26 protein-coding genes are annotated in these 25646 nt (G+C 72.5%); 13 read left to right on the top strand and 13 right to left on the bottom strand.

The genetic code is table 11. From position 1 onward, the window contains the following. Window positions 1-101: 101 nt before the first annotated feature. From G407_RS0109655 to G407_RS32525, 6 genes are read right to left on the bottom strand one after another with little or no spacing between them, the layout of a single operon-like run. Window positions 102-677, bottom strand: coding sequence for an HK97 family phage prohead protease (locus G407_RS0109655; protein ID WP_029030648.1), 576 nt, complete (start codon window positions 675-677; stop codon window positions 102-104). Next, a complete protein-coding gene (locus G407_RS31690) occupies window positions 674-820 on the bottom strand; it encodes a hypothetical protein (RefSeq protein WP_156917537.1) in 147 nt (48 codons plus the stop codon). The genes G407_RS0109655 and G407_RS31690 overlap by 4 nt, the downstream gene beginning before the upstream one ends. Then, window positions 817-1059: a hypothetical protein gene (locus G407_RS0109645; protein ID WP_342418134.1), complete on the bottom strand. Its 243-nt coding sequence runs from the start codon at window positions 1057-1059 to the stop codon at window positions 817-819. Before G407_RS0109645 ends, G407_RS31690 begins: the two co-directional genes overlap by 4 nt. Then, window positions 1056-2216, bottom strand: coding sequence for a phage portal protein (locus G407_RS0109640; protein ID WP_029030646.1), 1161 nt, complete (start codon window positions 2214-2216; stop codon window positions 1056-1058). Before G407_RS0109640 ends, G407_RS0109645 begins: the two co-directional genes overlap by 4 nt. Window positions 2217-2258: 42 nt before the next feature. Further along, window positions 2259-3596 (bottom strand): DNA-packaging protein, encoded by a 1338-nt coding sequence (locus tag G407_RS26785; protein WP_483414507.1) that lies wholly within the window; start codon window positions 3594-3596, stop codon window positions 2259-2261. Next, window positions 3544-3924: a hypothetical protein gene (locus tag G407_RS32525; protein WP_029030645.1), complete on the bottom strand. Its 381-nt coding sequence runs from the start codon at window positions 3922-3924 to the stop codon at window positions 3544-3546. The genes G407_RS26785 and G407_RS32525 overlap by 53 nt, the downstream gene beginning before the upstream one ends. Before the next feature lie 490 nt (window positions 3925-4414). Here G407_RS32525 and G407_RS0109625 point away from each other — a divergent pair, with 490 nt between their 5' ends. After that, a complete protein-coding gene (locus G407_RS0109625; protein WP_029030644.1) occupies window positions 4415-5161 on the top strand; it encodes a Crp/Fnr family transcriptional regulator in 747 nt (248 codons plus the stop codon). Between the two features lie 9 nt (window positions 5162-5170). Here the strand turns inward: G407_RS0109625 and G407_RS26780 are convergent, their stop codons facing one another. Beyond that, window positions 5171-6061 carry an extensin-like domain-containing protein gene (locus G407_RS26780; protein WP_052341161.1) on the bottom strand — a complete coding sequence of 297 codons (891 nt, stop codon included), beginning with the start codon at window positions 6059-6061 and terminating at the stop codon, window positions 5171-5173. A 130-nt stretch (window positions 6062-6191) separates the two neighbouring features. After that, on the bottom strand, window positions 6192-6572 hold the full coding sequence (locus G407_RS26775) for a DUF2852 domain-containing protein (RefSeq protein WP_052341160.1): 381 nt from the start codon (window positions 6570-6572) through the stop codon (window positions 6192-6194). 233 nt (window positions 6573-6805) lie between these two features. On the opposite strand from G407_RS26775, the gene G407_RS0109610 reads away from it, so the two are divergent. The 4 genes from G407_RS0109610 (at window position 6806) to G407_RS0109590 (ending at window position 11180) form a co-directional block, all read left to right on the top strand. Beyond that, a complete protein-coding gene (locus tag G407_RS0109610; protein WP_029030643.1) occupies window positions 6806-8068 on the top strand; it encodes an amidase in 1263 nt (420 codons plus the stop codon). 428 nt (window positions 8069-8496) lie between these two features. After that, a complete protein-coding gene (locus G407_RS0109600; RefSeq protein ID WP_029030642.1) occupies window positions 8497-9408 on the top strand; it encodes an MBL fold metallo-hydrolase in 912 nt (303 codons plus the stop codon). Window positions 9409-9484: 76 nt separating this feature from the next. Beyond that, entirely contained in the window at window positions 9485-10666 is a 1182-nt protein-coding gene (locus G407_RS26770; RefSeq protein ID WP_043539392.1) for a GNAT family N-acetyltransferase, read from the top strand. Window positions 10667-10751: 85 nt separating this feature from the next. After that, window positions 10752-11180: an HIT family protein gene (locus tag G407_RS0109590; protein WP_029030641.1), complete on the top strand. Its 429-nt coding sequence runs from the start codon at window positions 10752-10754 to the stop codon at window positions 11178-11180. Window positions 11181-11261: 81 nt separating this feature from the next. Here the strand turns inward: G407_RS0109590 and G407_RS31020 are convergent, their stop codons facing one another. From G407_RS31020 to G407_RS0109570, 4 genes are all read right to left on the bottom strand, one after another. Further along, on the bottom strand, window positions 11262-12116 hold the full coding sequence (locus G407_RS31020; protein WP_043539390.1) for a hypothetical protein: 855 nt from the start codon (window positions 12114-12116) through the stop codon (window positions 11262-11264). Then, window positions 12113-14587 carry an ATP-dependent Clp protease ATP-binding subunit ClpA gene (gene clpA / locus G407_RS0109580; RefSeq protein ID WP_029030640.1) on the bottom strand — a complete coding sequence of 825 codons (2475 nt, stop codon included), beginning with the start codon at window positions 14585-14587 and terminating at the stop codon, window positions 12113-12115. The genes G407_RS31020 and clpA overlap by 4 nt, the downstream gene beginning before the upstream one ends. Before the next feature lie 32 nt (window positions 14588-14619). Next, window positions 14620-14901 (bottom strand): ATP-dependent Clp protease adapter ClpS, encoded by a 282-nt coding sequence (clpS, locus tag G407_RS26760; protein ID WP_052341189.1) that lies wholly within the window; start codon window positions 14899-14901, stop codon window positions 14620-14622. Between the two features lie 317 nt (window positions 14902-15218). Next, window positions 15219-15605, bottom strand: a complete 387-nt coding sequence (locus tag G407_RS0109570) for a DUF2267 domain-containing protein (protein WP_029030639.1) — start codon at window positions 15603-15605, stop codon at window positions 15219-15221. 170 nt (window positions 15606-15775) lie between these two features. Here G407_RS0109570 and G407_RS0109565 point away from each other — a divergent pair, with 170 nt between their 5' ends. Further along, complete coding sequence (locus G407_RS0109565) at window positions 15776-15955, top strand: CsbD family protein (protein WP_029030638.1); 180 nt, start codon at window positions 15776-15778, stop codon at window positions 15953-15955. 168 nt (window positions 15956-16123) lie between these two features. Further along, window positions 16124-17689, top strand: coding sequence for a helicase HerA-like domain-containing protein (locus G407_RS0109560; protein ID WP_029030637.1), 1566 nt, complete (start codon window positions 16124-16126; stop codon window positions 17687-17689). A 384-nt stretch (window positions 17690-18073) separates the two neighbouring features. Here the strand turns inward: G407_RS0109560 and G407_RS0109555 are convergent, their stop codons facing one another. Then, entirely contained in the window at window positions 18074-19411 is a 1338-nt protein-coding gene (locus tag G407_RS0109555) for an FAD-dependent monooxygenase (RefSeq protein WP_029030636.1), read from the bottom strand. A gap of 102 nt (window positions 19412-19513) precedes the next feature. Here G407_RS0109555 and tesB point away from each other — a divergent pair, with 102 nt between their 5' ends. The 6 genes from tesB to G407_RS0109525 all read left to right on the top strand — a co-directional run bounded on the left by tesB (window position 19514) and on the right by G407_RS0109525 (window position 25638). Further along, window positions 19514-20392, top strand: a complete 879-nt coding sequence (tesB, locus tag G407_RS0109550; RefSeq protein WP_029030635.1) for an acyl-CoA thioesterase II — start codon at window positions 19514-19516, stop codon at window positions 20390-20392. A gap of 198 nt (window positions 20393-20590) precedes the next feature. Continuing rightward, window positions 20591-22525, top strand: a complete 1935-nt coding sequence (locus G407_RS0109545; protein WP_029030634.1) for a potassium transporter Kup — start codon at window positions 20591-20593, stop codon at window positions 22523-22525. A 155-nt stretch (window positions 22526-22680) separates the two neighbouring features. Continuing rightward, complete coding sequence (gene hisE, locus G407_RS26755; RefSeq protein WP_052341159.1) at window positions 22681-23031, top strand: phosphoribosyl-ATP diphosphatase; 351 nt, start codon at window positions 22681-22683, stop codon at window positions 23029-23031. Window positions 23032-23061: 30 nt separating this feature from the next. Next, on the top strand, window positions 23062-24477 hold the full coding sequence (gene chrA, locus G407_RS0109535; RefSeq protein ID WP_084327423.1) for a chromate efflux transporter: 1416 nt from the start codon (window positions 23062-23064) through the stop codon (window positions 24475-24477). A gap of 98 nt (window positions 24478-24575) precedes the next feature. After that, entirely contained in the window at window positions 24576-24737 is a 162-nt protein-coding gene (locus G407_RS31685; protein ID WP_156917536.1) for a hypothetical protein, read from the top strand. A gap of 307 nt (window positions 24738-25044) precedes the next feature. Then, entirely contained in the window at window positions 25045-25638 is a 594-nt protein-coding gene (locus tag G407_RS0109525; RefSeq protein ID WP_029030632.1) for a GcrA family cell cycle regulator, read from the top strand. Window positions 25639-25646 lie beyond the last annotated feature (8 nt).

Raw genomic sequence — 25646 nt, 5'->3', positions numbered from 1 at the left:
CGCATTCGGCGACAGCCGAAGCCACCCACGCCGGCGGCACGACGGGACCCCGCCCCTGATCCGCCGACGCGGATCGTCCCCGCCCCGAGGGGGCGGGAGCGTCACGCGGCGGCGGGCGTGCCGGCGGGAAACAGCTTCTTCGCCGCCCGGCGGATCGTCTCCGCCAGCGTGGGCGGCGCGGCCTTGACCGCCGCGACGCGCGCGGCGGGCAGCATGGGGAAGGTGACGATCGAGATCTCCCACAGGTCGACCTCGTGCAGCAGCCGCCGGCGGGTCCCCGGCTCGGCGGCGGCCTTGGTCACGCGGTAGCCGATCGAGAGCCCGTCGATCGCGCCCTCGCGCATCAGCGCGTGGATCTCCCGCGCCCGCCCGACGGCGAGGTTGAGGCGCCCGCGCACGCGCAGCCCGCGGGCGTCCTCCTCGAGCTTCAGCCAGGTGCCGATCGGCTCTCCCGGATCGTGCTGCCAGAGCATGCGCACGCCCCGCGCGCCGCGGCTCGCGAGGCTCCTGCCGAAGGCGCCCGGCTGGACGACGTCGCGGGCGAGGTCGGTCACGCCGAAGAGGCTGGCATAGCCCTCGAAGATCCCGCTCTCGGCGACGACGTCCGGCTTGGCCGGCAGGAGCTTCGTCTCCGGCGCGCCCCTCCCGGCGCTCTTGACGAACGCGAGCGCCGTCATCGCTCCGCCTCCGCCGCGGGCCGCCCCGCATCCGTGCGCGGCGCGGCGAGGCGGGCGAGCGTGCGCACGAAGGCGCGCATCGTCGCGCGCGCCGGGTCGGGCGGCGCGGGGCGGCGCGCCAGGGCGTTGAGGATCCTGGTCATCTGTCGTCTCCCGAGAAACGGCGGTTGAAACGGGCGAGCTCGCGCACGAAGGCGTCGAAGCGCCGGCTCGCCGAAGCGGATTCGCGCAGCAGGAGCAGCGCGAAGAAGGAGGCTGCGAGCGCCCAGGCGAGCAGCGCGAGATGTGCGAGGTCGCCGCGCTCGGCGACCGCCGCCAGCAGCCGCTGGAGCAGGTCCGGGACGCCGATCGCGGGCGGAGGCGTCGTCGCCGCGATGCTCACGATCCGCTCCGCCCGTAGCCGACGGCCTCGCGCTTCTCGTCGTCTGTGAGGAATCCCGCCGCCGAGACCCGCCGCCACAGCGATTCCCGCTCCTCCGAGAGCGCCTCGATCGCGTCGAGATCGGGCTCGAGCACGAGGTCGGCGCCGAAGCCGGGCGACAGCCACGAGGCCAGCGCCTGCGCCGTGCGCTTGGCGAGCGGGATCACGGTCTGCCGGTAGAAGGCGCGGTTGGCTTCCGCGTAGTTCGCATGCGTCGCGTCGCCGGGCAGGCCGAGCAGCAGCGGCGGCACGCCGAAGGCGAGCGCGATCTCGCGCGCCGCGCCGGCCTTGGCCTCGACGAAGTCCATCTCCTTGGGCGAGAGCGAGAGCGGCTTCCAGTCGAGCCCGCCCTCGAGCAGCATCGGCCGCCCGGCGTTGCGCGCACCCTGGTAGGTCTCCTCGAGCTCGGCCTTGAGCTTGGAGAAGATCTGGTCCGAGACGTTCGCGTCCCCGCTGAACACCAGCGCGCCCGACGGGCGCGCCGCGTTGTCGAGGAGCGCCTTGTTCCAGGCGGAGGCCGCGTTGTGGATGTCCAGCGCACCCGCCGCCGCCTCCATCGACGAGAGGCCGTAATGGTCGTCGGTCGGGTGGAAGAAGCTCAGGTGCAGGATGGGCGCGATCGCCTCGGCGCCCTGCGCGAACCGCACCGTGCGCGCGCCGACCTGGTAGTCCCAGGCGATCGGCCAGCCGTCCGCGCCGGGCACGACGCGCATCCGGTCCGGCCGCAGCGCGTAGAGCTCGCGCGGCGCGCCGTCGATCGCGACGGCCTCGACATAGGCGTTCCCGGACACGAGCAGGTGCCCGTAGACGCTCTCGAAGAAGCGCCCGCCGTCCTCGCGGGGGTTGGGCCGGCGCAGGAGGTCGACGAGCGGATGCGCGCGCCGCTCCCGCCCGCCGTCGACGAGGGTCAGCGGCAGCGACGCCGCCGCCTCGGCGAGGAGCCGCACGCAGCGATGCACGACGGCATTGCGCTGGTAGCCCTCGCGGGCGAAGGCGGCGTAGTCCCGCGGCGTCCAGACCGGGCGCCCGCCGTGATAGAACGCCACCGCCGCCCCGACGCGCGACGCCTTCTGCCCCGGCGCGGCGAGCCGCGCCAGGGCCTGGATGAGCGCTTTCATGAGGAGATCTCCTTGCTCCCTTCTCCCATCCGGGAGAGCGGTTCAAACGATCCGCACGCGCGGGCTCGCCGGCTTCGGGCCGAGTGCCAGATGCGTGATCGCCCAGACCAGCGCGTCGAGCCGGTCGGGCGAGCGCCCGCCGGAGAGGCCTTCCGGCCCGAAGTCGGCCATCTCGTCCTCGAGCGCCGGAAACGCACCCGCGTGCCGCACCCGGCCCTGCGCGTAGAGCACCGCCACGGGCTCGGCGCGCATGTGCTTGCCGCGGGTCGCCCGCACCGAGACGATGGCGCAACCCGGGTCGACCTCGCGGATCACGGCAGCGGCCATCTCGCCGCCCTGGTTGACCTCGACGACGAGGGCGTCCGCCTCGAGCCGCCGGTAGAGCATCGTCGCCCGCGACGCCCAGGCCTCCGGCCGCATGCCCGGCCCGCTCTCGTCGGCGAGCACGTGGCACACGCCCTGCGCGTCGATCCCCGCCGCGACGATGCCGCAGGCGTCCGCGCCCCTGCGCGACGTCGCCGGCGGGTCGATCGCCACCGCGATCCGCCTGAGCGCCGGCGCGCGATCCTCCCGCGCGGCCTCGATCCCGGCGCGCGTCCAAAGGGCGTCGGCGCGATCCTCGATCAGCTCGCCGTCGAGCTCCTGGCGCCCGAGCCGCGTGCCCGCGTAGCGGTCCACCACCGCCTGCAGGAAGGAGGGCGCGAGGTTCGCCCGGTTCGCGTCCGTCGAGGCGCGGCTGAGCGCCACCCGCGGGTCGCCGACGAGGCGGCGCACGAGCGGGATCGTGCGGGGCGTCGTCGTCACCACCTCCCGCGGCCGCTCGCCGAGCCTCAGGCCGAACTGCAATTGATCCCAGGTCGCGTCCGCGTGGCGCCACTTGCCGAGCTCGTCCGCCCAGGCCGCCTCGAACTGCGGGCCGCGCAGGGATTCCGGATCCTCCGCGGAGAAGGCGAGTGCCACCGCGCCGGTGGACGGCCATTCCAGCCTCCGGCGCGTCGCCGTCCAGATCGGGCGCTCGCGCTTGGGATGGATGGCGAGCAGCCCCGACGGGCCGTCGATCATGACGTCGCGCACGTCGGCGAAGGTCTCGCCCACGAGCGCGACCCGGCCGATCCCGCGCCGGGTCAGCCACGGGGCGCCGAGCACCATCCCGCGCACCCATTCCGCGCCGGTGCGGGTCTTGCCCGCGCCGCGCCCGCCGAGCACCAGCCAGATCGTCCAGTCCGACCCGTCCCGCGCCGCCGCGGGCGGCAGCTGGTCGTCCCGCGCGGCGAGCGCCCAGCCCGGCGCGCGCCGGCTCCCCTCGACGTAGCGCCGAAGCCGCGGGCTATAATCCGTCCAGATCCTCTCGCGGTCGCTCGGGCGCGTGCAGGCGCTCAACCTCCCCCGCAACGAGGTCAGCCAGTCGAGGTGGCGCTCCGGCGACCAGCGCCGCCGCGTCCCCCTCGAAGCCGCCCTCCCGCCCGTCGTCATCGTCGTTCTCCCCGCTCGCCCCGCCGCGGGCACCGAGCGCCCGCTCCAGCGCCACGAGCTCCCTGAGGCAGCGGGTGAGGTCGCCGATCGCGCGGGCGGTCGTCTTCGGGTCGTGGCGCTCCTCGGAGCACGCGAAGAGCTCGAGCCGCTCCACGACGAACCGGCGCAGGCCCGCCGCGAGGCAGGCGGCATCCGGCCCGCCGGCGCCCCTGGTCGTGCGTCCGCCCGCGGCCATTTCGCAATCCTAAGTTTCAGACCACCTGCCCGAGCGAACCCCGGCATCCCGGGGCCGGTCGCCAGCCGGATGCTCATGAAAAAAGCGCCTCGGTTGCATCCGAGGCGCCTGGAGCGCGGTCGAGCGGCGACGAACGCATTCATCGACCGTGCTCAATTCTTAGCTGTTCAACGTGACGCTGTCAAGCATTTTCGTGGGACCGGAGGACTTTTGCGCGACCGGGGGATGTCGACCCTGGCGTGACGCAGCTCCCTCCGGCACAATGGAGACAGCTTCGGAAATTTTGCATGGAAAGAGGCGGTATACACCCGCTAATAGTCGTCTAGATGACAGACGCGCTTGCAAATCTGGTTGTGACTGACGGAGGGTCCACCCGCCGCGCGGTCACGGAGTGACGCGAGGCGATGGCTGCGACGACCGCAAGAACCAGGGGGGCGGGCGCGGCGCCGGTGTCGGCGGAGCGCCCGGACAATTCCGAGGACACGAACCGATGCGCTCCGTACTGCGGCTCCGAGACGACGAGAACAGGCTGCTGAAGGCCCTGCCACCCGAGGACTTCGAGCTCCTCAGGCCGCATCTTGCGCCCGCGGCGCTCCTGCGCGGCGATGTGCTGTTCGATGCCTTGGACGCGATCGAGCACGTCTACTTCCCGCAGAGCGGGGTCGTCTCGCTCGTCACCCTCATGCGCGACGGCTCCAGCGTCGAGGCCGGCACGATCGGCCGCGAGGGCGCGGTGGGCCTGATCACGGGCTCGGGAACGCGCCAGGCGGCGACGCGCGGCGTCGTCCAGATCCCCGGCCGCGCCCGCCGCATCGAGGTCGCGCGCTACCGCGCCGCGCTCGAGCGCAGCGCGGCCCTGCGCGACCTCGTGGACCGCTACACCGAGGCGCTGCTCTCGCAGGTGCTCCAGACCGTCGCCTGCAACGCGCTCCACTCGGTGGAGCAGCGCTTCTGCCGGTGGCTCCTCACCTGCCGCGACCGCACGGGGTCGGACGTCATCCCGCTCACGCAGGAAGCGGTGGCCGAGATGCTCGGCGTCCAGCGCACCACCGTCACCGCCGCCGCGCGGGCGCTGCAGAACCAGGGCCTGATCCGTTATCGCCGCGGCCTCATCGAATGCGTCGACCTGCCGGGCCTGCACGAGACCTCCTGCGAGTGCTACGACGTGGTTCGCGCCCGCTTCCAGCAGCTCCTGCCGCTGACCTACCAGGATGCGCCGGGAGAGGCCCGCGACTGAGGGTCCGGGTCAGTACACGCCGCCGACGGGCGCGGGCGGGACGAGCGGCGCGCCGATCGCACCCGTCGACCGCGCACCGAGCGGCGGCAGGCTCGGCAGTCCCGGCAGCGGCGCGGGGGAGACGACGGGCGCCATCGCGGCCGGCACCGCGGCGGACGGCGCGTAGGCCCGCGAGACGCCCGGAAGGCTCGCCCCGATCAGCGGCTGCGGGTCGTCGAGCCGCGAGTCGAACTCGATCTGCGGCCGGCAATAGCGCCGCTCCCCACGCGCGTCGTGGCGCGCGAGATCGAGATGGAAATGGTCCTCGTGCTGCGAGTCCGAGCCGGGGCCGAGAACGGTCGTGAAAGGCCCGCAGGCGCCGACGAACGCCTCGCGCAGGAAGCCCTGCTCCTCCGGCGCGCCGCGCCAGCCGCTGCTCACCGAGATCCGCCGCCCGTCCGCCAGCGTGAAGGACATGACGTCGACGGCGTTGCCGAAGGCGTGCTCGGAGAGCCTCGCGCCGCGGCGGTTGTTGCGGGTGCGGCAGGCGTAGGAGCCGGAATCGAGTTCGACGACCGGTGCGCCGAGATAGAGCAGCGCCGCCGGCTGGACGATCTCCTCGAGCCAGCGCTCCGTCGCCGCCGTGACGGGGCAGCCGAGCGTCGCCTCCTGCTTCAGCCGCACCTGCCCGTCGAGCAGCGCGGTGATCTCGAAGGGCTTGTCGATGCCGCAGGTGCCGGGGCCGTCGAGCCGCGGGCGCTGGGACATGTAGGCGGTCGGGCGCACCTCCTGGCGGGCGAAGCAGGCGACCTCGGCCTCGGAGCGCCATGCCTCGCGCTCCTCGAACTCGAACCACCCGCAGCCCGAGAGCGCGAGGACGAGGGAGGCGGCGAGGAGACCGGTCGAAACGCGACGCGACATTCCCGGAGAATGCCGCTCGCCGCGTTAAGGGAGCGTTGAGCACGCGCGGCCGCCGGCGCCCCGATTCGAGACGCGCGGCGCGGGCGCGCGCCGGGTCGCCCCAGTGCGCGGAAGCGTCACGCCTCGCGGCTCACGCGCCGTTCGCCTTGCGGCGCTCGGCCATGAAGCGGTCGAAGGTCTCGCGGTCGCGGGTGCGCTTGAGCTCGTCGAGAAAGCGCGCGAACTCCCGCTGCTCCTCGTCGAGCCGGCGGCGCTCCTCCTCCAGGCGGGCGAGCTGCTCGCGCTTGTAGGCATCGAACGCCTCGTTGCCCGAGCCGCCGACGGTGAAGTCGAAACGCCCCTCGAAGGACGGCCAGTCGAAGGCGCCCTCGTCCCGGAGCTTCCACAGCTTCCAGGCGAGGAAGGCGACGCCGATCGGCCAGTACACCACGAGGCCGGCGACGATCGCCACGATCTCCCAGGTCTTGAAGCGACGCAGAAGATCCGACGGGTTGAAGGTGCTGGCGTTCATGTCGGTCTCCAGAAGTGAACGATCCTTCACATAGGCACGCCCCTCGCGCCGTTGAAGTGCCGCGCCCGCCGAATCCGGGGAGAGCGTCGTCCGCCGGCGCGGGCAGGTCGCCTCATCGGGGCAGGTCGCCTCATCCGGGCACGTCGCCTCATCCGGTCTTGCGCCCGCGCCGGCGCGCGCTCCCGCCGAGCGCGTGCTAGGGTTCCGCGTCACACACCGGGGACCCCGCCACAATGCTCTCCTCGCTCGCACTCCTGCGCCGGATCGACGCCGGCGACCTCTCCCCGCAGGGCGCCCTCGACCTCTGCCGTGCGGCGATCGCCGCCCGGGAGCCCGAGATCGGCGCCCTCGTCCACCTCGACGCCGCGGCGACCGCAGGGACGCGTGCCGGGCCGCTCGCGGGCATTCCCCTCGGCGTGAAGGACATCATCGACGTCGCCGGCATGCCCACCGCCATGGGCTCGCCGCTCTACGAGGGCAACGTCCCCCGCGCCGACGCCGCCGTCGTCGCCATGGCGCGGCGCGCGGGCGCCATCCCGCTCGCCAAGACCACGACGACGGCCTTCGCCTATCTCGACCCGACGCAGACCCGGAATCCGGCGGCGCCGGGCTGCACGCCGGGGGGCTCGTCCTCCGGCTCCGCCGCCGCCGTCGCGGCCGGCATGCTGCCGCTCGCGCTGGGCACGCAGACCGGCGGCTCGGTGATCCGCCCCGCCGCCTTCTGCGGCGTCGCCGCGATCAAGCCCTCCGCGCGGCTGCTGCCGACCGTCGGCGTGAAGTGCTTCTCCTGGACGCTCGACACGGTCGGCCTCTTCGGCGCCACGGTGCCCGACGTCGCCCACGCGCTCGCCGCCCTGGCGCGCCGCCCGCATCTCGCCCTGCCCGACGGCGATCCGCTCGAGACCTTCGCGGGCCTGCGCCTCGGCGTGCTCACGCAGGACTTCGCCGGCGATCCCGAGCCCGAGGCCGCCGCGGCGCTCGACGAGGCCGCTCGCGCCGCCGAGAGCGCGGGTGCGCGTGTCGTGCATCTCGAGGCGCCCCCGCTCTACGCCGAGGCCTGGCGGCTCCACGGCACGATCCAGGGCTTCGAGGCGGCGCAGGCGCTGGCCTTCGAATGGGATACGCACCGCGACGCCCTGCCTCCGCTCCTGCGCGACCTCCTCGACGAGGTGCAATCCATCGACGCCGCGCACTACGACGAGGCCCGTCGCACCGTGCACCGCGCCCGCGAAGCCGGCCGCGCGCTCTTCGCGGACGTCGACGCGATCCTCACGCCCGCCGCCCCCGGCCCGGCGCCGCACGGGCTCGGCGCGACGGGCTCCTCCGCCTTCAACCGGCTGTGGACGCTCACGGGCGACCCCTGCGTCGCCGTCCCCGGCTGCAGGGCGGCGGACGGGCGTCCCGTGGGCGTGCAGACGATCTCGCGCTTCGGGCGCGACGAGAAGGCGCTCGCGGCCGGGTCTTTCGTCGCCGCGGCGCTGGCCGCGGGCCGATGAATCGACACGGAGAATTTGCCGCGATTTCAGCCGTTTCAATGCTTTAACCGATGATTAACCAGGTTCCGGCGAGGCTCCCCCCGACAAAGCGCGCGGCGGCGCTTGCGGTACGCCGGTTGCCTGCTAAATTACCTGTGGTCCCTCGGCAGGGAGGATGTGTCATGAGCCGCTACGCGAAGCTTCATCTCGTACCGAAGTTGAACATCGCGGTTTTCTGTGCGGCGCTCGTTTTCGTGGGCGCCATCGTCGTCGGAGCCATCTGAGATCCTGGCCGGCGCTCCGGCGGGGCAATCACAAGAAGAGGTCATCCCCCCAACCAGTTTCGCCGCCGCCGGCCACCGCCGGCGGCGGTTTCGCGTCGAGGGCGGCCTCGCTCGCCGTTCCCCCCCGCGCGACTCCCGTAATTCGAGCCCGACCGGAGCCCGCCGATGAGCGAGACCCCGCGCTTCGACACGACGTTCGACCAGCCGGCCGGCGCCTGCGTGCGCGTCTCCCCGCTCGTGCGCCGGATCGTCGCCGGCAATGCCGGGCCGGTGACCTTCACCGGCACCTGCACCTACGTCGTCGGCACGGGCGAGGTGGCGATCATCGACCCCGGCCCGGACGATCCCGCCCACCGCGCGGCGATCCTCGCGGCGACCCGGGGCGAGCGCATCGCACACGTCCTCGTCACCCACACCCACCGCGACCATTCGCCGGGCGCCTCCCCGCTGCGGGAGATCACCGGCGCGGCCATCGTCGGCTGCGCCCCCCACCGCGATTCCCGCGGTCTCGCCGCCGGCGAGACCAACGCGATGGAGACCGCCGGCGATCGCGCCTACGCGCCCGACCGCGTGCTCGCCGACGGCGAGCGGGTCGAGGGGCCCGGCTGGGCTTTGGACGCCGTCGCGACCCCGGGCCACACCGCGAACCACCTCGCCTTCGCCTTGCCCCAGGAGAGGGCGCTGTTCTCCGGCGACCACGTCATGGCCTGGTCGACCACCTTCATCGGCCCGCCGGACGGCGCGATGGGCCCCTACATGGCCTCGCTGTCCAAGCTCCTGGCGCGGGACGAGACGATCTACTGGCCCGGCCACGGCGGCCCGGTCACCGAGCCGGGGCGTTTCGTGCGCGCGATCATCGCCCATCGGCGGCAGCGCGAGGAGTCGATCCTCGCCCGGCTGCGCGCCGGCGACGACACCGTCGCCGGCCTCGTCGAGACCGTCTACCGCGGCCTCGCCCCGGCCCTGAAGCCCGCCGCGGCGCTCAACGTGCTCGCTCACCTCGAGGACCTCCACGCCCGCGGCCTCGCCTCGCGCGAGGGCCCTCCCGGGCTGGAGAGCCGGTGGCGGGCGGGGTGAGGCGGCTCGTCGGCGCTTGCCGTGTCGCGCCTCGCACCTACTTGCAGCCTCGTCGCCGTCTCCCGCAGGAGGGTTCGTGACGGATCTCGTCGTCAAGATCGCCGGCCGGATCGCCGCCGTCCCGGACGCCGATTGGGATGCCTGCGCGCTCGGTCCGCACGCCGCCGCGCTCGGCGTCGATCCGCATTGCCCGTTCGTCTCGCACGCCTTCCTCGCGGCGCTGGAGGAGTCCGGCAGCGTCGGGCCGCGGACCGGCTGGGCGCCGGCGCACGTCCTCGTGGAGGACCCGGAGGGACGGCTGGTGGCCTGCGCCCCCGCCTATCTCAAGAGCCACAGCCAGGGCGAATACGTCTTCGACCATGCCTGGGCTGACGCCTACGAGCGCGCGGGCGGGCGCTACTATCCCAAGCTCCAGGTCAGCGTTCCCTTCACGCCCGCGACCGGCCCCCGCCTCCTGGTGCGCCCGGGCGAGCGCGCCGACGAGGCCCTGGCGATCCTCGTGGCCGGCCTGAAGGCGCTGCGCGCCCAGGCGAACGCCTCCTCGATCCACGTCACCTTCCTGCCGAAGGCGCAGAGCGAGCGCCTCGGTGCCGAGGGCTTCCTGCAGCGGATCGACCAGCAGTTCCACTGGCTGAACGACGGCTACGCGAGCTTCGACGCCTTCCTGGAGACGCTGGCCTCGCGCAAGCGCAAGACCATCCGCCGCGAGCGCCGGGACGCGCTCGCAGCGGGCATCGAGATCGACTGGGTGCGCGGCGCCGCCATCACGCAAGCGCATTGGGATGCGTTCTACGCGTTCTACGAGGACACCGGCTCGCGCAAGTGGGGCCGCCCCTACCTCAACCGCCGCTTCTTCACCAGCGTCGGCGAGCGGCTCGGCGAGCGGGTCCTGCTGATCCTCGCTCGTCGCGACGGCCGCCACATCGCCGGCGCGATCAACTTCGTCGGCGACGAGACGCTCTACGGCCGCAACTGGGGCTGCGTGGAGGATCACCCGTTCCTGCATTTCGAGGTCTGCTACTACCAGGCGATCGACTTCGCCATCGCGAACGGGCTGAAGCGCGTCGAGGCGGGAGCGCAGGGCGAGCACAAGCTCCTTCGCGGCTACCGCCCGGTGGCGACGCACAGCGCCCACCTCATCGCCGATCGCGGCCTGGAGCGCGCGGTCGCGCACTACCTGGAGGAGGAGCGGTCCTTCGTGAACGGGATCGGTGCGGAGCTCGAGGCCGCCCTCCCCTTCAAGCGCGCCGGGGACTGAACGGCGATCGCATTCGCTCACGGCTTGACCACGGCGCCGCCCCGTCGTCTCCTCCGAGCGCGCCAGCGACGCGAGGAGGCCCTGCATGCCCGAGACCGCCTACGATCCCAGCAACGTCTTCGCCAAGATCCTGCGGGGCGAGATGCCGGCGCACCGGGTCTGGGAGGACGAGACCACGCTCGCCTTCATGGACATCATGCCGCGCGGCGACGGGCACGTGCTCGTCGTGCCCAAGGTGCCCTGCCGCAACCTGCTCGACGCGCCGCCCGAGGCGCTCGCCGCGGTGATGGCGACCGCGCAGAAGGTCGCCCGCGCGGCGATGAGCGCGCTCGGGGCGGACGGCGTCACCGTGCAGCAATTCAACGAGACCGCCGGCGGGCAGGTGGTTTTCCATCTGCACGTCCACGTGATTCCCCGCTTCGAGGGCGTGCCGTTGCGCCCGCACACGGGCGAGATGGCGGATCAGGACGTGATCGCAGGGCTCGCGGCGCGGATTCGCGCGCGCCTTTCGTAGCTCCCGGGCGGAGAGAAGCGCTGCGCCGGGGAGCCGGTCGGCCCGCTCCTCCCCGACGCCCGGCGATCGGCCCCGCGGCTCCTACTGCAGCGCGCCCCAGGCCTCGCGCAGGCCCTCGACCACGTCGTCGAGGCTGAGCCCGAACAGCGACAGGCCCCACACCACGGCCCAGTAGAGCGCCACCAGGATCACCGGAACGAGCACCCAGCCGAGGATCTCCTCGAGCAGGTGCCGGCGCCGGCGCCGTTCCCAGCGCTGCTCCTTGGCCGTGCGCGGCGCGGGCCGCACCGTCGTTCGCTGGCGCGCGCGCGGGCGCGGCGGGGCATCCGGCCGGACCGTCTCCGACCCGCCGTGCGCCGCCGCCTCGCCGTGCGCCCGGGGGGGGCGCCGCCGCGGCTCGACCAGCGTCTGCGCTGCGGCCCCGCTTCGCGCCCTCAGGAAGCTCGGCAGGCGCGCCGCGAGGCCGGACGAGGGAGCGTCGTCGCCGACGACCGCGGCGTCGTCCTCGCGTGGCTGGCCGCGCGGCGCCCGACGATCCTCCGGATCGAGCACCGGCGCCGGCGCGGCGTTCTCGCGCGCGGCCGGCCGCTGACGAGCCTGCGCGGACGCCGCCTGCCCCACGCCCTCTTGCGGCGCGCGCGCCGGGGTCGCCTCGGCGGGCGCCCCCGCCGGCGGCTGCGGCAGCGGCTGCACGAAGGCCGCGGGCGGCGGCACGGCGCCGCCGATGGGCATGGACGACACCGGCGCGGGGCCGTGGCCGTCGACCACGTGCGCATGGGCGTCGACGATGTCGGGATCGAGCGGCCCCTGCCCCGCCGCCTCCGGGCGCCCGCGCGGCGGGCCGAGATCGGGAGCGAGGTCGGCCGCAGCCGGGTCGTTGCGCAACGAGGCGGCGCGCAGCCGCGCCACCGCCTCGTCGAGATCGCGTTGCGTCATGCGCGCACCAGCGGCACCTTCGGTACGGTGCGCACGCCGCCCCCGCCGTTGCCGCCGCCGTCGGGCCCGTCACCGGGCTTCTTCGGCGTGGGCTTCTTGGCGGCGCGCGGCTTGCGCTTGGCCTTCTTGGGCGGATCGGTCGGCTTCTCGAGCTTGACCTTGGTGGGCTTCGCCGGTGCGGGTGCGAAGGAGAAGCCGAGCTTGTCGAGCCCGTCGACGTCCTTCTCCACGATCACCTCCACCGAGCCGCCGTCCTTCAGGCGCCCGAACAGCACCTCGTCCGCGAGCGGCGTCTTGATCGAGGACTGGATCAGCCGGCCCATCGGGCGCGCGCCCATCGTCTCGTCGTAGCCGTGCTCGACGAGCCAGTCGCGCGCCGCGTCCGACAGCGAGATCGTGACGTTGCGATCGGCGAGCTGCGCCTCGAGCTGGAGGACGAACTTGTCCACGACCTTGAAGATCACCTCGCGCGGCAGGTTGCCGAAGGAGATGATCGCGTCCAGCCGGTTCCTGAACTCGGGGGCGAACAGCTTGTTGATCGCCTCCTGGTCGTCGCCCACCCGCTTCTGGCGGGTGAAGCCGAAGGCCGCCTTGGCGAGGTCCGCCGCGCCGGCGTTCGTGGTCATGATCAGGATCACGTTGCGGAAGTCGACGTGCTTGCCGTTGTGGTCCGTCAGCTTCCCGTGATCCATGATCTGGAGCAGGATGTTGAACAGGTCCGGATGCGCCTTCTCGATCTCGTCGAGCAGCAGCACGCAATGCGGATGCTGGTCGACGCCGTCGGTGAGCAGCCCGCCCTGGTCGAACCCGACATAGCCCGGAGGCGCGCCGATCAGGCGGCTGACCGTGTGGCGCTCCATGTATTCCGACATGTCGAAGCGCAGGAGCTCGACGCCGAGCGACTTCGACAGCTGGCGCGCCACCTCCGTCTTGCCGACGCCGGTCGGGCCGGCGAACAGGTAGTTGCCGATCGGCTTCTCCGGCTCGCGCAGGCCCGCGCGGGCGAGCTTGATCGCCGACGTGAGCGCCCCGATCGCCGCGTCCTGCCCGTAGACCACGGTCTTGAGCCCGCTCTCGAGGTTGGCGAGCACCTCGGCGTCGTCCTTCGAGACGGTCTTGGGCGGGATGCGGGCCATCGAGGCGATCGTCGTCTCGATCTCCTTCACGCCGATCGTCTTCTTGCGCTTCGACTCGGCCAGCAGCATCTGCGAGGCGCCCGTCTCGTCGATCACGTCGATCGCCTTGTCGGGCAGCTTGCGGTCGTGGATGTAGCGGGCGGAGAGCTCGACCGCCGCCTTGATCGCGTCGTTCGAGTAGCGCAGCTTGTGGAACGTCTCGTAGTAGGGCTTGAGGCCCTTGATGATCTCGATCGTGTCCGCGACCGACGGCTCGTTGACGTCGATCTTCTGGAAGCGGCGCACCAGCGCGCGGTCCTTCTCGAAGTACTGGCGGTACTCCTTGTAGGTCGTCGAGCCGATGCAGCGCAAGGAGCCGGCCGCGAGCGCCGGCTTCAAGAGGTTCGAGGCGTCCATCGCGCCGCCCGAGGTCGCACCGGCGCCGATCACCGTGTGGATCTCGTCGATGAACATGATCGCCTTGGGATGGTTCTCGATCTCCTTGACGACCTGCTTGAGGCGCTCCTCGAAGTCGCCGCGGTAGCGCGTACCGGCGAGCAGCGCGCCCATGTCGAGCGCGAACACGGTCGCGTCGGCGAGGACGTCGGGCACGCGACCCTCGTTGATCTTGCGCGCGAGCCCTTCCGCGATCGCGGTCTTGCCCACGCCGGGATCGCCGACGAGGAGCGGGTTGTTCTTCTGGCGGCGGCAGAGCACCTGGATCGTGCGCTGCACCTCGGGCTCGCGGCCGATCAAGGGGTCGATCTTGCCCTCGCGCGCCTTCTTGTTGAGGTTCACGCAATAGGCGTCCAAGGCGTCGCCCTTCTTCTTGCCGCGCGTGTCGCCCTCGTCGCCGGAGGGACGCTCGCCGCTCTCCTCCTCCGCACCGCGGGGCGGGCGCGCCTCGGTGGCGCCGGGGCGCTTGGCGATCCCGTGCGAGATGTAGTTGACCGCGTCGTAGCGCGTCATGTCCTGCTCCTGCAGGAAGTACGCGGCATGGCTCTCGCGCTCGGCGAAGATCGCCACGAGCACGTTCGCCCCCGTCACCTCCTCGCGGCCCGAGGACTGGACGTGGATCACCGCGCGTTGGATCACGCGCTGGAAGCCGGCGGTCGGCTTGGCGTCCGCCCGGTGGTCGGCGACGAGGTTCGCCAGCTCGTTGTCCACGTACTCGACGAGGTTGCGCCTGAGCGCCTCGATGTCGACGTTGCACGCCCGCATCACCGCGGCCGCGTCCTGGTCGTCGACCAGCGCGAGGAGGAGATGCTCCAGCGTCGCGTATTCGTGACGCCTCTCGCCGGCGAGGGCGAGAGCCCGGTGGAGGGCTTGTTCGAGAGAGCGAGAAAAGCTCGGCAAGGCTGGCCTCTACGAGTTCGTGAGGGAAAGGCTCACTTCTTCTCCATGACGCATTGCAGCGGATGCTGGTGCTTGCGGGCGAAATCCATCACCTGCGTCACCTTCGTCTCCGCCACCTCGTAGGTGAAGACGCCGCATTCCCCCACGCCGTTGTGATGGACGTGCAGCATGATGCGCGTGGCGTCCTCTCGCGACTTGTGGAAGAACCGCTCGAGGACGTGGATGACGAACTCCATCGGCGTGTAGTCGTCGTTCAACAACAGCACGCGATACAAATTCGGTTTCTTCGTGCGCGGCTTCGTACGCGTGATGATCGCCGTGCCCGAACGGCCCCCGCCGCTGCCGCCTCCCCCGTCGGGGTCGGAAGCGACGGCCGGATGCCCGACGCCGGACGGCCCGCCTCGCGGCGCGCCGCTCACGCTTCCCCTTTCGAAGTCCCACCGAACCATGACAGCCGGGTCATCCATTCTCTTGCTGGACCGGACGCCCCGCTCGGGCGACGCGCCCGAGGTCGATGAAAGCGCGTTCGAGCATCAATGTATAGTCCCCCTGCCCGGTTCGCCAGGGGCGGACCATCGCATCCGTGTCGCACGCGACGGGCACCCCACGGGTGCACCGCCACGCCGCCGGCTCATACGAACTGCTGGAGCCCCGGGATCGATCCCACGATGGGCCCGAGCGTATCCTCGCCCACCTTCTCGCGGCCGTAGGCGAAGAGCTCGCGGCCGAGCGGCTGCATCTGGCCCATGTCGACGCCGATCTGCATCAGCTTGCCGCCGAGCTGCATCACGCCGCCGCCCATCATGCCGCCGATGGAGCCCATCAGCCCGCCGGCGCCGGACGCCGCCTCGCCGTCGGCCATCGCCTGCTCCGCCGCGGGCATGGCGCCGATCAGCGTGTTCACTTCCTTCTCCGGCCCCTCCTTGCGCAGGAACGCGAGGATGATGCCCACCGCCTTGCGGGCAGTCTCCGGGTCGAGCCCGGTCTTCGCGGTGATGCGGGCGATGAGGTCGTCCATGGTCCTTGTCTCCGTGTCGGCGCCGGCCGCGTCGCGGGCTCGTCGTGAGGATATGGGTCGCAGAGCCGCCGGCGATGCGCAAGGCCTGGGGAACTCCCCGACCGCCCGGGGGTTCGCCGGGCACGCGAGCATCCAGACGCGAGCATCCCCACCGACCAGAGGAGACGCACATGGCCGTCGACAAGGACCGCACCGAGGGCTCCGCCAAGAACATGGCCGGCAAGGCGAAGGAAGCCGCCGGCAAGCTCACCGGAGACCAGAAGACCCAGGCCGAGGGCCGCTCGCAGCAGGCCGAGGGCAAGGCCCAGAACACGGTCGGCAGCATCAAGGACACGCTGCGGGGCAAGTGAGCCCGCACGCGAGCGCAGCAGCGGGCGCCGACGGCTCCCGGCACCACGCTGCGACCCCCGCGACGGCCGGAGCGCGAGCCCCGGCCGATTTCGTGCGTGCCCGGGCTGGCACGAGCGGCCCCCGCACGCCAGAATGCCGCCTCGGACAACGACACGCCGGGGGGCGAGGTGAGCGACGACAGCATCCTGATCGGCAAAAGCCGCCGCGACGACGGGCTCGCGGAGGAGACCCTCCTCCTGCGCCGCGCCAACCGCCACGGCCTCGTCGCCGGCGCGACCGGGACCGGCAAGACGGTGACGCTGCAGACGCTCGCCGAGGGCTTCTCCAACGCCGGCGTTCCCGTCTTCGCCGCCGACATCAAGGGCGACCTCTCCGGCGTCTCCCAGCCCGGTGATTCGAAGAAGCCCTTCGTCGAGCGCGCCGCCGAGATCGGGATCCCCTACGCGCCCGACGATTACCCGGTGGTGTTCTGGGACCTGTTCGGCAGGAAGGGCCACCCGATCCGCGCCACGGTCTCCGAGATCGGGCCGCTCCTGCTGTCGCGCCTCCTCGACCTCAACGACACGCAGGAGGGCGTGCTCAACATCGCCTTCCGTCTCGCCGACGAGGAGGGCCTGCTCCTCCTCGACCTGAAGGACCTGCGGTCGCTTCTCGCCTTCGTCGCGGAGAACGCCAAGCAGCTGTCGTCCGTCTACGGCAACGTCTCCAAGGCCTCGGTGGGCGCCATCCAGCGCCAGCTCCTCGTGCTGGAGAACCAGGGCGGCGAGGCCTTCCTCGGCGAGCCCGCCCTCGACATCCGCGACCTGATGCGCACCGACCGCACCGGGCGCGGCACGATCAACCTCCTCGCCGCCGAGGAGCTGATGGCGACGCCGCGGCTCTACGCCACGTTCCTGCTCTGGCTGCTCTCCGAGCTGTTCGAGACCCTCCCCGAGGTGGGCGACCCGGACAAGCCCGTGCTGGTCTTCTTCTTCGACGAGGCGCATCTCCTGTTCGACGACGCGCCGAAGGTCCTGCTCGACACGATCGAGCGCGTCGTACGCCTCATCCGCTCCAAGGGGGTCGGCGTCTACTTCGTCACGCAGAATCCGCTCGACTTGCCCGACGAGGTGCTGGGCCAGCTCGGCAATCGCGTCCAGCACGCGCTGCGCGCCTTCACCCCGCGCGACCAGCGTGCGGTCCGGGCCGCCGCCGAGACCTTCCGGCAGAACGAGACCTTCGCCGTCGCCACCGCGATCACCGAGCTGCGCGTCGGCGAGGCGCTGGTCTCCACCCTCGACGCGAAGGGCGCACCGCGCGTCGTCGAGCGCACCCTCGTCGCCCCGCCGATGGCCCGCGTCGGCCCCGCCACCGACACGGAGCGCGACCGCATCGTCCGCACGAGCCCGCTCGCCGGCCGCTACGACACGAGTGTGGATCGCGAGAGCGCCTACGAGATCCTGGCCCGCCGCGCCGAGGAGGCGCTGCGCGAGGAGACCATCTCCGAGGAGAAGGGCGGCCTGCTCGACGCGCTCGGCGGCTTCTTCGGCGTCGGGAACGGCGGCGGCAGCCGCGGCAGCCGCGGGCGCCTGACCACCGGCCAGCGAGTCGCCCGGGAAGTCACCCGCACCGTCGTGAACCGCGTCGCCGGCCAGGCCGCCGCCGACATCGGCCGCGCCATCGGCGGGCGGACGGGGTCGACGGTGGGGCGGGCGATCGTGCGCGGGATGCTGGGCGGGATGCTGCGGCGGTGAGGGAGGCTTGTGCGGACGCACCCGAACGAGGCCGTGTTCGTACCCGTGACCGTGCTGCTGGAGACGGCTCGGGTCTTGAAGCAGGCCTACGGCTTCGAGCGCCGGCAAATCTGCAATGCGCTTCGAGCGCTCGCAGGGCTTTCGAACGTGCTCATGGAAGACGAGGACGCAGTGGCCGAGTGCCTGCGCCTCGCCGAAGCCGGGATGGATCTCGCAGACGCTCTCCACGTTGCGAAAAGCACCGGCGGTGACGGCTTCGCCACGTTCGACGACAAGCTCGTCGCCTCCGGTCGACGGCACCGCACGACCGAGTTCAGGCGCCTCCGACGGCGTCGGCATCGGCGCTCGCACGTGCGCCGGATGTGGCAGGACACCAGAGCACGTTCACAACGCCTCTCCCCGCAGCAGCCGCGCGCCGCCCTGCCCCGGCACGCCCGCCGCCTCGCGCATGAAGAAGCGCTTGGCCGCCGGCATGCGGTTCACGAGCCCGAGCCCGAGGTCGCGCAGCATGCGCACGGGCGCCACGTCGTTGGAGAACAGGCGGTTGAGCGCGTCGGTGGCGAGGCCCATCGCCACCGTGTCGGCGCGGCGCGCGCGCTGGTAGTCCTCGAGCACGTCCGCCGCCCCCAGATCCATGCCGAGCCGCACCGCGGACACGATCCGCTCGGCGAGCACGGCCGCGTCCTTCAGGCCGAGGTTGACGCCCTGCCCGGCGATCGGATGGATCACGTGGGCGGCGTCGCCGAGGAGCGCGAGCCGCTGCGCGACGAAGGCGCGGGCGAGGCCGAACTCGAGCGGGAAGGCCTGGATCGGCGTCTCCAGCGCGATCGCCCCGAGCTCGAGCCCGAAGCGGCGCTCGATCTCCTCGAGCAGCATGTCCTCGTCGAGCGCCAGCATGTGCGGCACGTTCGTCTTCCGCTCGGACCAGACGATGGCCGAGCGGTGCCCGAGTGAGCCGCCGGGCGTCAACGGCAGCATGGCGAAGGGGCCCGAGGGCAGGAAGTGCTGGATCGCCCTCCCCTCGTGGTCGCGGGCGTGGCCGACGATCGCGGACAGGCCCGACTGCGGATAGTCCCAGCCGCTCCAGCCGATGCCGGCGCCCTCGCGCAGGCGCGAGCGCTTGCCGTCCGCGGCGCAGACGAGATGAGCCTCGCGCGTGCTCCCGTCCGTCAGCCGCACCGAGACGCCGGCGCCGTCGGCATCCGGCGTCGCGCGGCGCACGCCGGCCTCCAGCATCTCGACACCCGCCTCCCGGCAGGTGTCGCGGAGCGCGCGCACGAGGACGGCGCTCTCGACCATGTGGGCGAAGGGCTCGGCGAAAGGCTCGGCGAAGGGCTCGGAGGAGGGCTCGTCGGGCGCGCCATGCTCCGCCGCGCCGCCCTCGTCGTCCCGTCGCTCCCCGTCCCCGCCGAACTCCAGGAACACCGGCCGCACCGGGTCGGCGAGATGGCTGTCGGTGATCACCATCTCGCGCATCTCCTGCGCCCGGCCGGCGATCCCCGCCCAGACGTCGAGGGCCGAGAGCATGCGCCGGCTCGCCGCGGAGACGGCGTAGGCGCGGCGGTCGCCGTCGGGGTCGCGGGCGAGCGCGGGGTCGGCGAGCGTCACCTCGATCGCGCGCGGCGCCGCGCGCCTGAGCGCCAGCGCCAGGGCGAGGCCGACGATGCCGCCCCCCGCCACCACGATCCGCCAGCTCTGCCCCCGTCCCGCCGGACCCGTCATCGTCGCCTCCATCGAACGCGAAACCGCACGCGCATCCGCGCGCTTGACCCGCCGGGCGGAGGCGGCTCACATGCCCCGACCCGGCACGGAGGTATCTAGCACATGGCGCGCGCCGTCGAAGAGCTGCTCGCGATTCTCGACCTGGAGCGGCTGGAGACCAACCTGTTCCGAGGCCGCAGCCCCAACGTGGGCTGGCAGCGCGTGTTCGGCGGGCAGGTGATCGGCCAGGCCCTCGTGGCGGCGACCCGCACCGTCGAGGGCCGCCAGGCGCACTCGCTCCACGCGTACTTCCTTCTGCCGGGAGACCCGAAGGCGCCGATCGTCTACGAGGTCGACCCGATCCGCGACGGCAAGTCCTTCGCCACGCGGCGCGTGGTCGCGATCCAGCACGGGCGGGCGATCTTCTCGATGTCGGCCTCCTTCCAGCTCCGCGAGGACGGGCTCGACCACGCGGCCGCGATGCCCGACGTCCCGGCTCCGGAGGACCTCCCCGGCGAGGACGAGCTGCGCGCGCGCGTCATGCCGCTGATGGACCCGGCAGCGCGGGCCTATTTCGAGCGCGAGCGGCCGATCGAGCTGCGCCCCGTCGAGCTCGAGCGCTACCTGCCCCGCGACCCGGGCTCGGAGCCGCTGCCGGCACGCTTCCACGTCTGGATCCGCACGACCGGACGCCTGCCCGACGAGCAGGCGATCCACGACTGCGCCCTCGCCTACGCGTCCGACATGACGCTGCTCGATTCCTCGCTCATCCCGCACGGCCGCAGCGTCTTCCAGCGCACGATCCAGGCCGCCTCGCTCGATCACGCCCTGTGGCTCCATCGTCCCTTCCGCGCCGACGAATGGCTGCTCTACGCCCAGGAGAGCCCCTCCGCCTCGGGTGCGCGGGGCTTCTCGCGCGGGTCGATCTTCACCCGCGACGGCCGCCTCGTCGCGTCCGTGGCGCAGGAGGGACTGATCCGCGAGCGTACCACGCAGGGCTGAGGCGTGCGCGCCGCGCACTCGGTCGCGGGTGCCCCTGTTTCGCTGCGCTGCGGAACGTGCTAGAGACCGCGCCGCTCGACGCCGCCGCCCGACGCCGAGGTGTCCGATCGGCGCGGCTTTCGCATGGGCGAACGCGACCCGCAGGCACGCGAACGACGATCGCGGGGGCGCGGCCCGGAACAGAACCGACCAGATCCCATGTCACAGCCGAACGCCCTGACGAACGGGCATCCCGATTCTCCCGCCACGGCCGAGTCCGCGCTGCCGGAAGCCCACCGGAAGGCCGGCTTCTGGACGCTGACCATCGGCTCGGTGGGCGTCGTCTACGGCGACATCGGCACGAGCCCGCTCTACGCGCTGCGCGAGTCGATCATCGCCGCCTCGGCCGGCGGGCCGATCACCCGCGACATCGTGCTCGGCGTGCTCTCGCTCGTGCTCTGGGCGCTGATCCTCGTCGTCACCCTGAAATACGTCTTCATCCTGCTGCGCGCGGACAACAACGGCGAGGGCGGCACGCTCACGCTCGTCGCGCTCGCCATGCGCGCGCTCGGGCGCGGGCGCCTCGCGGTGCTGCTGCTCGGCGCCGTCGGCGCGGGCCTGTTCTACGGCGACGCCATGATCACGCCGGCGATCTCCGTCCTCTCCGCGGTGGAGGGCCTGAAGATCGCCGCCCCCGCCAGCGCCGATTACGTCGTGCCGATCGCGCTCGTCATCCTCGTCTTCCTGTTCTCCGTCCAGAGCCGGGGCACGAGCTCGGTGGCGACCTTCTTCGGGCCGGTGATGTGCGTGTGGTTCGCGGTGCTCGCGGGGACCGGCCTGTGGCACATCTTCGACGATCCCGGCGTGCTCGCGGCCATCAACCCGCTCTGGGGTGCGCGCTTCCTGATCGATCATCCGTTCGTGACGGTCGCCGTGCTCGGTGCGGTGTGCCTCGCGGTGACCGGCGCGGAGGCGCTCTACGCCGACCTCGGCCATTTCGGGCGGGGCCCGATCCGCACCGCCTGGCTCACCATGGTGCTGCCGGCGCTGACGCTGAACTATTTCGGCCAGGGCGCCGTCGTGCTCTCGAACCCGGAGACGATCGAGAGCCCGTTCTACAATCTCGTGCCGGACTGGGCCACGCTGCCGCTCGTCGGGCTGGCCACGCTCGCGACCATCATCGCGAGCCAGGCGGTGATCACCGGCGCCTTCTCGCTGACCCGCCAGGCGGTGCAGCTCGGCCTCCTGCCGCGCCTCGAGATCCGCTTCACGTCCGAGGCGCACTCGGGCCAGATCTACATGCCGCGGGTGAACTGGCTGCTGCTCGCGGGCGTCATCGCGCTCGTCATCGGCTTCGGGTCGTCCTCCGCGCTCGCCTCGGCCTACGGGGTCGCGGTGTTCGGCGCGATGACGGTGGACGCGCTGCTCGCCATCCTCGTCATCTGGAAGGGCTGGCGCTGGGGGCTCGTGGCGGCGGTGGCGATCATGACGCCGTTCCTCGTGATCGACCTCGCCTTCTTCGGCTCGACCCTTCTCAAGGTGTTCTCCGGCGGCTACGTGCCGGTGCTGCTCGCGGTCGCGCTGATCCTGACCATGTGGACCTGGCTGCGCGGCTCGCGGCTCCTCTTCGCCAAGACACGCAAGACCGACATCCCGCTCGCGGAGCTCATCGCGATGCTGGAGAAGAGCCCGCCGCACCGGGTGCGCGGCATGGCGGTGTTCCTCACCTCCGACCCCGAGACGACCCCCACCGCGCTGATGCACAACCTCAAGCACAACAAGGTGCTGCACGAGAAGAACGTCATCCTCACCGTGCGCGCGACCGACACGCCGCGCGTCGGCGAGGAGGACCGCGTCAGCGTCGAGCCGCTCGGCGAGAGCTTCTACCGGGTGCTGATGACCTACGGCTACATGGAGACGCCGAACATCCCCAAGGGGCTGACGGCGCTGCGCAAGCAGGGCTTCAAGTTCGACATCATGGCCACTTCCTTCTTCCTCTCGCGCCGCGTGCTGCGCCCGGCCGCGCAGTCCGGCATGCCGCGCTGGCAGGACAAGCTGTTCATCTGGCTCTCCAAGACGGCGTCGAACGCCACCGACTTCTTCCAGATCCCGACCGGGCGCGTGGTGGAGGTCGGCACGCAGGTGACGATCTGAGGCGGCGGCAGCCGTCACCGCCGTCCCCCGTGGGGCGAATCGTCGGGCGCGCCTCGTGCGGCTCGCCCCTCCGGCCGGCGGCGCGGACAACTCCCCGGAGGGGAGCCGGCGGCGCCTGTCATCCCGGCGTCACGCGAATGTCCGATGCGGGGGGCATGAGCGATGCCATCGACCGTCTCCATCGCGCGATCCTCGCCGCCCGCGACGAGGACGTCGCCACCTCCAGGACCGCGCGCCTGCTCGCGGCAGGCCTGCCCAAGCTGGGCAAGAAGCTGGCCGAGGAGGCCGTGGAGACCGCGCTCGACGCGCAGGCCGGCGACCGCGAACGCATCGTCGCGGAGAGCGCGGACCTGATCTATCATCTCGCCGTGCTCTGGGCCGGCGCCGGCATCGAGCCGCGCCAGGTCTGGGAGGAGATGGAGCGGCGCGAGCGGCTCTACGGCATCGCCGCGAAGGTGCCGAAGGCCTCCCGCCGCCGCGACGCCGTCGCCGCCGGCCCGCGCTGACCGCGCGCTTCCCCGCGACGAGGATCGCCCATGGACGAGGCCACAGCGAAGACCGTGCCGGAGACGGCCGGGCCGCCTTCACCGCCGGGGCGCGCGCACCCCACGCTGGGCGAGGCGCTGCGCGTGTGGTCCCGCGTCGCCGCCCTCTCCTTCGGCGGGCCGGCGGGGCAGATCGCGGTGATGCACCGCATCGTCGTCGAGGAGAAGCGCTGGGTCTCCGAGAGCCGCTTCCTGCACGCCCTGAACTACTGCATGCTGCTGCCCGGCCCGGAGGCGCAGCAGCTCGCGACCTATCTCGGCTGGCTCACGCACCGCACGCTGGGCGGCGCGATGGCCGGCCTGCTCTTCGTCCTGCCCGGCGCCGTGTCGATCATGGCGCTGTCGATCGTCTATGCGCTCTACGGCAATGTGGGCTTCGTCGCGGCGCTGTTCTTCGGGCTGAAGGCGGCGGTCCTCGCCATCGTGCTCCAGGCGCTGGTGCGCCTGTCGGGGCGGGCGCTGCGCAACGGCGCGATGCTCGCGCTCGCCGGCGCGGCCTTCGTCGGCATCTTCCTCTTCGGCGTGCCGTTTCCGATCATCGTGGTCGGGGCGGGCGTGATCGGCTTCCTCGGCGCGCGGGCCGGCCTCCCCGCCTTCCTCCCTCCCGACCGCAGGCCCGAGGGCGCGGACGGCGGGACGGGCGACTGGCTCGTCGGCGACGACCTGCCGCCGCACGCGCGCCCGAGCCGGGCCGCGACCCTGCGCACCGCGGGCGTGTGCCTCGCGCTGTGGCTCGTCCCCGTCGCGGCGCTCCTCCTCGTGCTCGGACCGGCGGACACGTTCACGCAGATCGCGCTGTTCTTCTCGCAGATGGCGATGGTGACCTTCGGCGGCGCCTACGCCGTCCTCGCCTACGTGGCGCAGCAGGCGGTGGAGACCTACGGCTGGCTCGCGCCCGGCGAGATGCTGGACGGCCTCGGCATGGCGGAGACGACGCCCGGGCCGCTGATCATGGTGCTGCAGTTCGTCGGCTTCCTCGCCGCCTTCCGCGACCCCGGCGCGCTCGATCCCGTGCTCGCGGGCGTGCTCGGCGGGCTCCTCGCCACCTGGGTGACCTTCGCCCCCTGCTTCCTGTGGATCTTCCTCGGCGCGCCGTTCATCGAGCGGCTGCGCGAGAACCGGCCGCTCGCGGGCGCGCTTTCGGCGATCACGGCGGCGGTGGTCGGCGTCATCCTCAACCTCGCGCTCTGGTTCTCGATCCACGTTCTCTTCCGCGTGACCGTCCCCGTCGAGGCCTACGGGCTCGACGTCGACGCTCCCGTCCTGGCGAGCCTCGACCCCTGGGCCGCGCTCCTGTCGGCGGCCGCGCTCGTCGCGGTCTTCGCGCTGAAGGCGGGCATGCTGACGGTCCTCGCCGGCGCCGCGGCGGCGGGCGTCGGCCTCCACCTCGCCGGGCTCGTCGGCTGACGCCCGCGCCCGCGCAGATGAAGCGGAGCTGAACGGGCCGTTCGGGCGCGGTTCCGGTGCGATCCCCTAGACAGGACCTCGTTCAAGGAGGTCCCGTCATGTTCAAGCGCCCGCTCGCCCTCGTCGCCGCCAGCTTCTACGTCTCGACCATGGTCGGGCTCGTGGGCGGCATCGGGGTCATGGCCGCGAGCGCGCCGACGCCGCACGAGACGCCCGGCCACGAGGTCGGCTTCGCGCTCATCATGATGCTCAACAAGTGATCCCGCCCGCAGCGCCCCGGCCTCCTCGCCGGCCCGGCGCGCCCCGACGCGCGACCTGAGTCGGATCGCCGCATCCCACATCATCCCGCATGCATTGCCTGGGGAAAACGAGGAGCCGTCCACAGCGGGCGGCTGCCCCGACTCTTGCGCCCGAGTCAACGCATCTAGTACGTTCGCTTCCGTCGAATACGACATCTGGTGCGGCACTCTTCATAACCATCTGCGCGCGACGGGCACGCGGTCGAGAAATCGATCGTCCGCGAGCGGAGAGGGATTCTGCGAGACCAGCGCCCGCGAGGAGGCGGCGATGACGGATGCAACCCCGACCTGGACCGACGAGCGCGTCGAGCGGCTCAAGACGCTCTGGCAGGAGGGACGCAGCGCGAGCACCATCGCCGCCGAGCTCGGCGGCGTCTCGCGCAACGCCGTGATCGGGAAGGTCCACAGGCTGGGTCTCTCCGGCCGCGGCAAGGCGCCCGAGAAGGCGCCGCCGCCGCGGCAGCGCCAGAAGCCCGCCGCGGAGGCCGAGCCTCCGGTGCCGGCGCCCTCGCGCCCCGTCAGCGTCGGCGCCAACGCGCTGGCCGCGGCCGTCGAGCCCGAGGGCGAGCCCGCCGCGCAGGCGGCGCAGCCGCGCCCGCAGCCGCAGCCTTTGCCCGCGTCCTTCGCGCGCCCCGCGCCGCAGCCCAAGGGCGAGATCGTGGTGCCGCCGACCGAGCGGGTGACGATCATGGACCTGCGCGAGAGCATGTGCCGGTGGCCGATGGGCGACCCGAGCTCGCCCGACTTCCGCTTCTGCGGCGCCCGCTCGCACACGGGCATGCCCTATTGCGACCACCACGCCCAGATCGCCTACCAGCCCTCCGCCGAGCGCCGGCGCGACCGCAAGGCACTCGCCGGCTGAAGGGCGCC

This window comes from Salinarimonas rosea DSM 21201, from assembly GCF_000429045.1.
Lineage (GTDB): Bacteria > Pseudomonadota > Alphaproteobacteria > Rhizobiales > Beijerinckiaceae > Salinarimonas > Salinarimonas rosea.
Note: the sequence above shows the minus strand (reverse complement) of the source record. Positions and strands in the feature narration are given on the sequence as shown.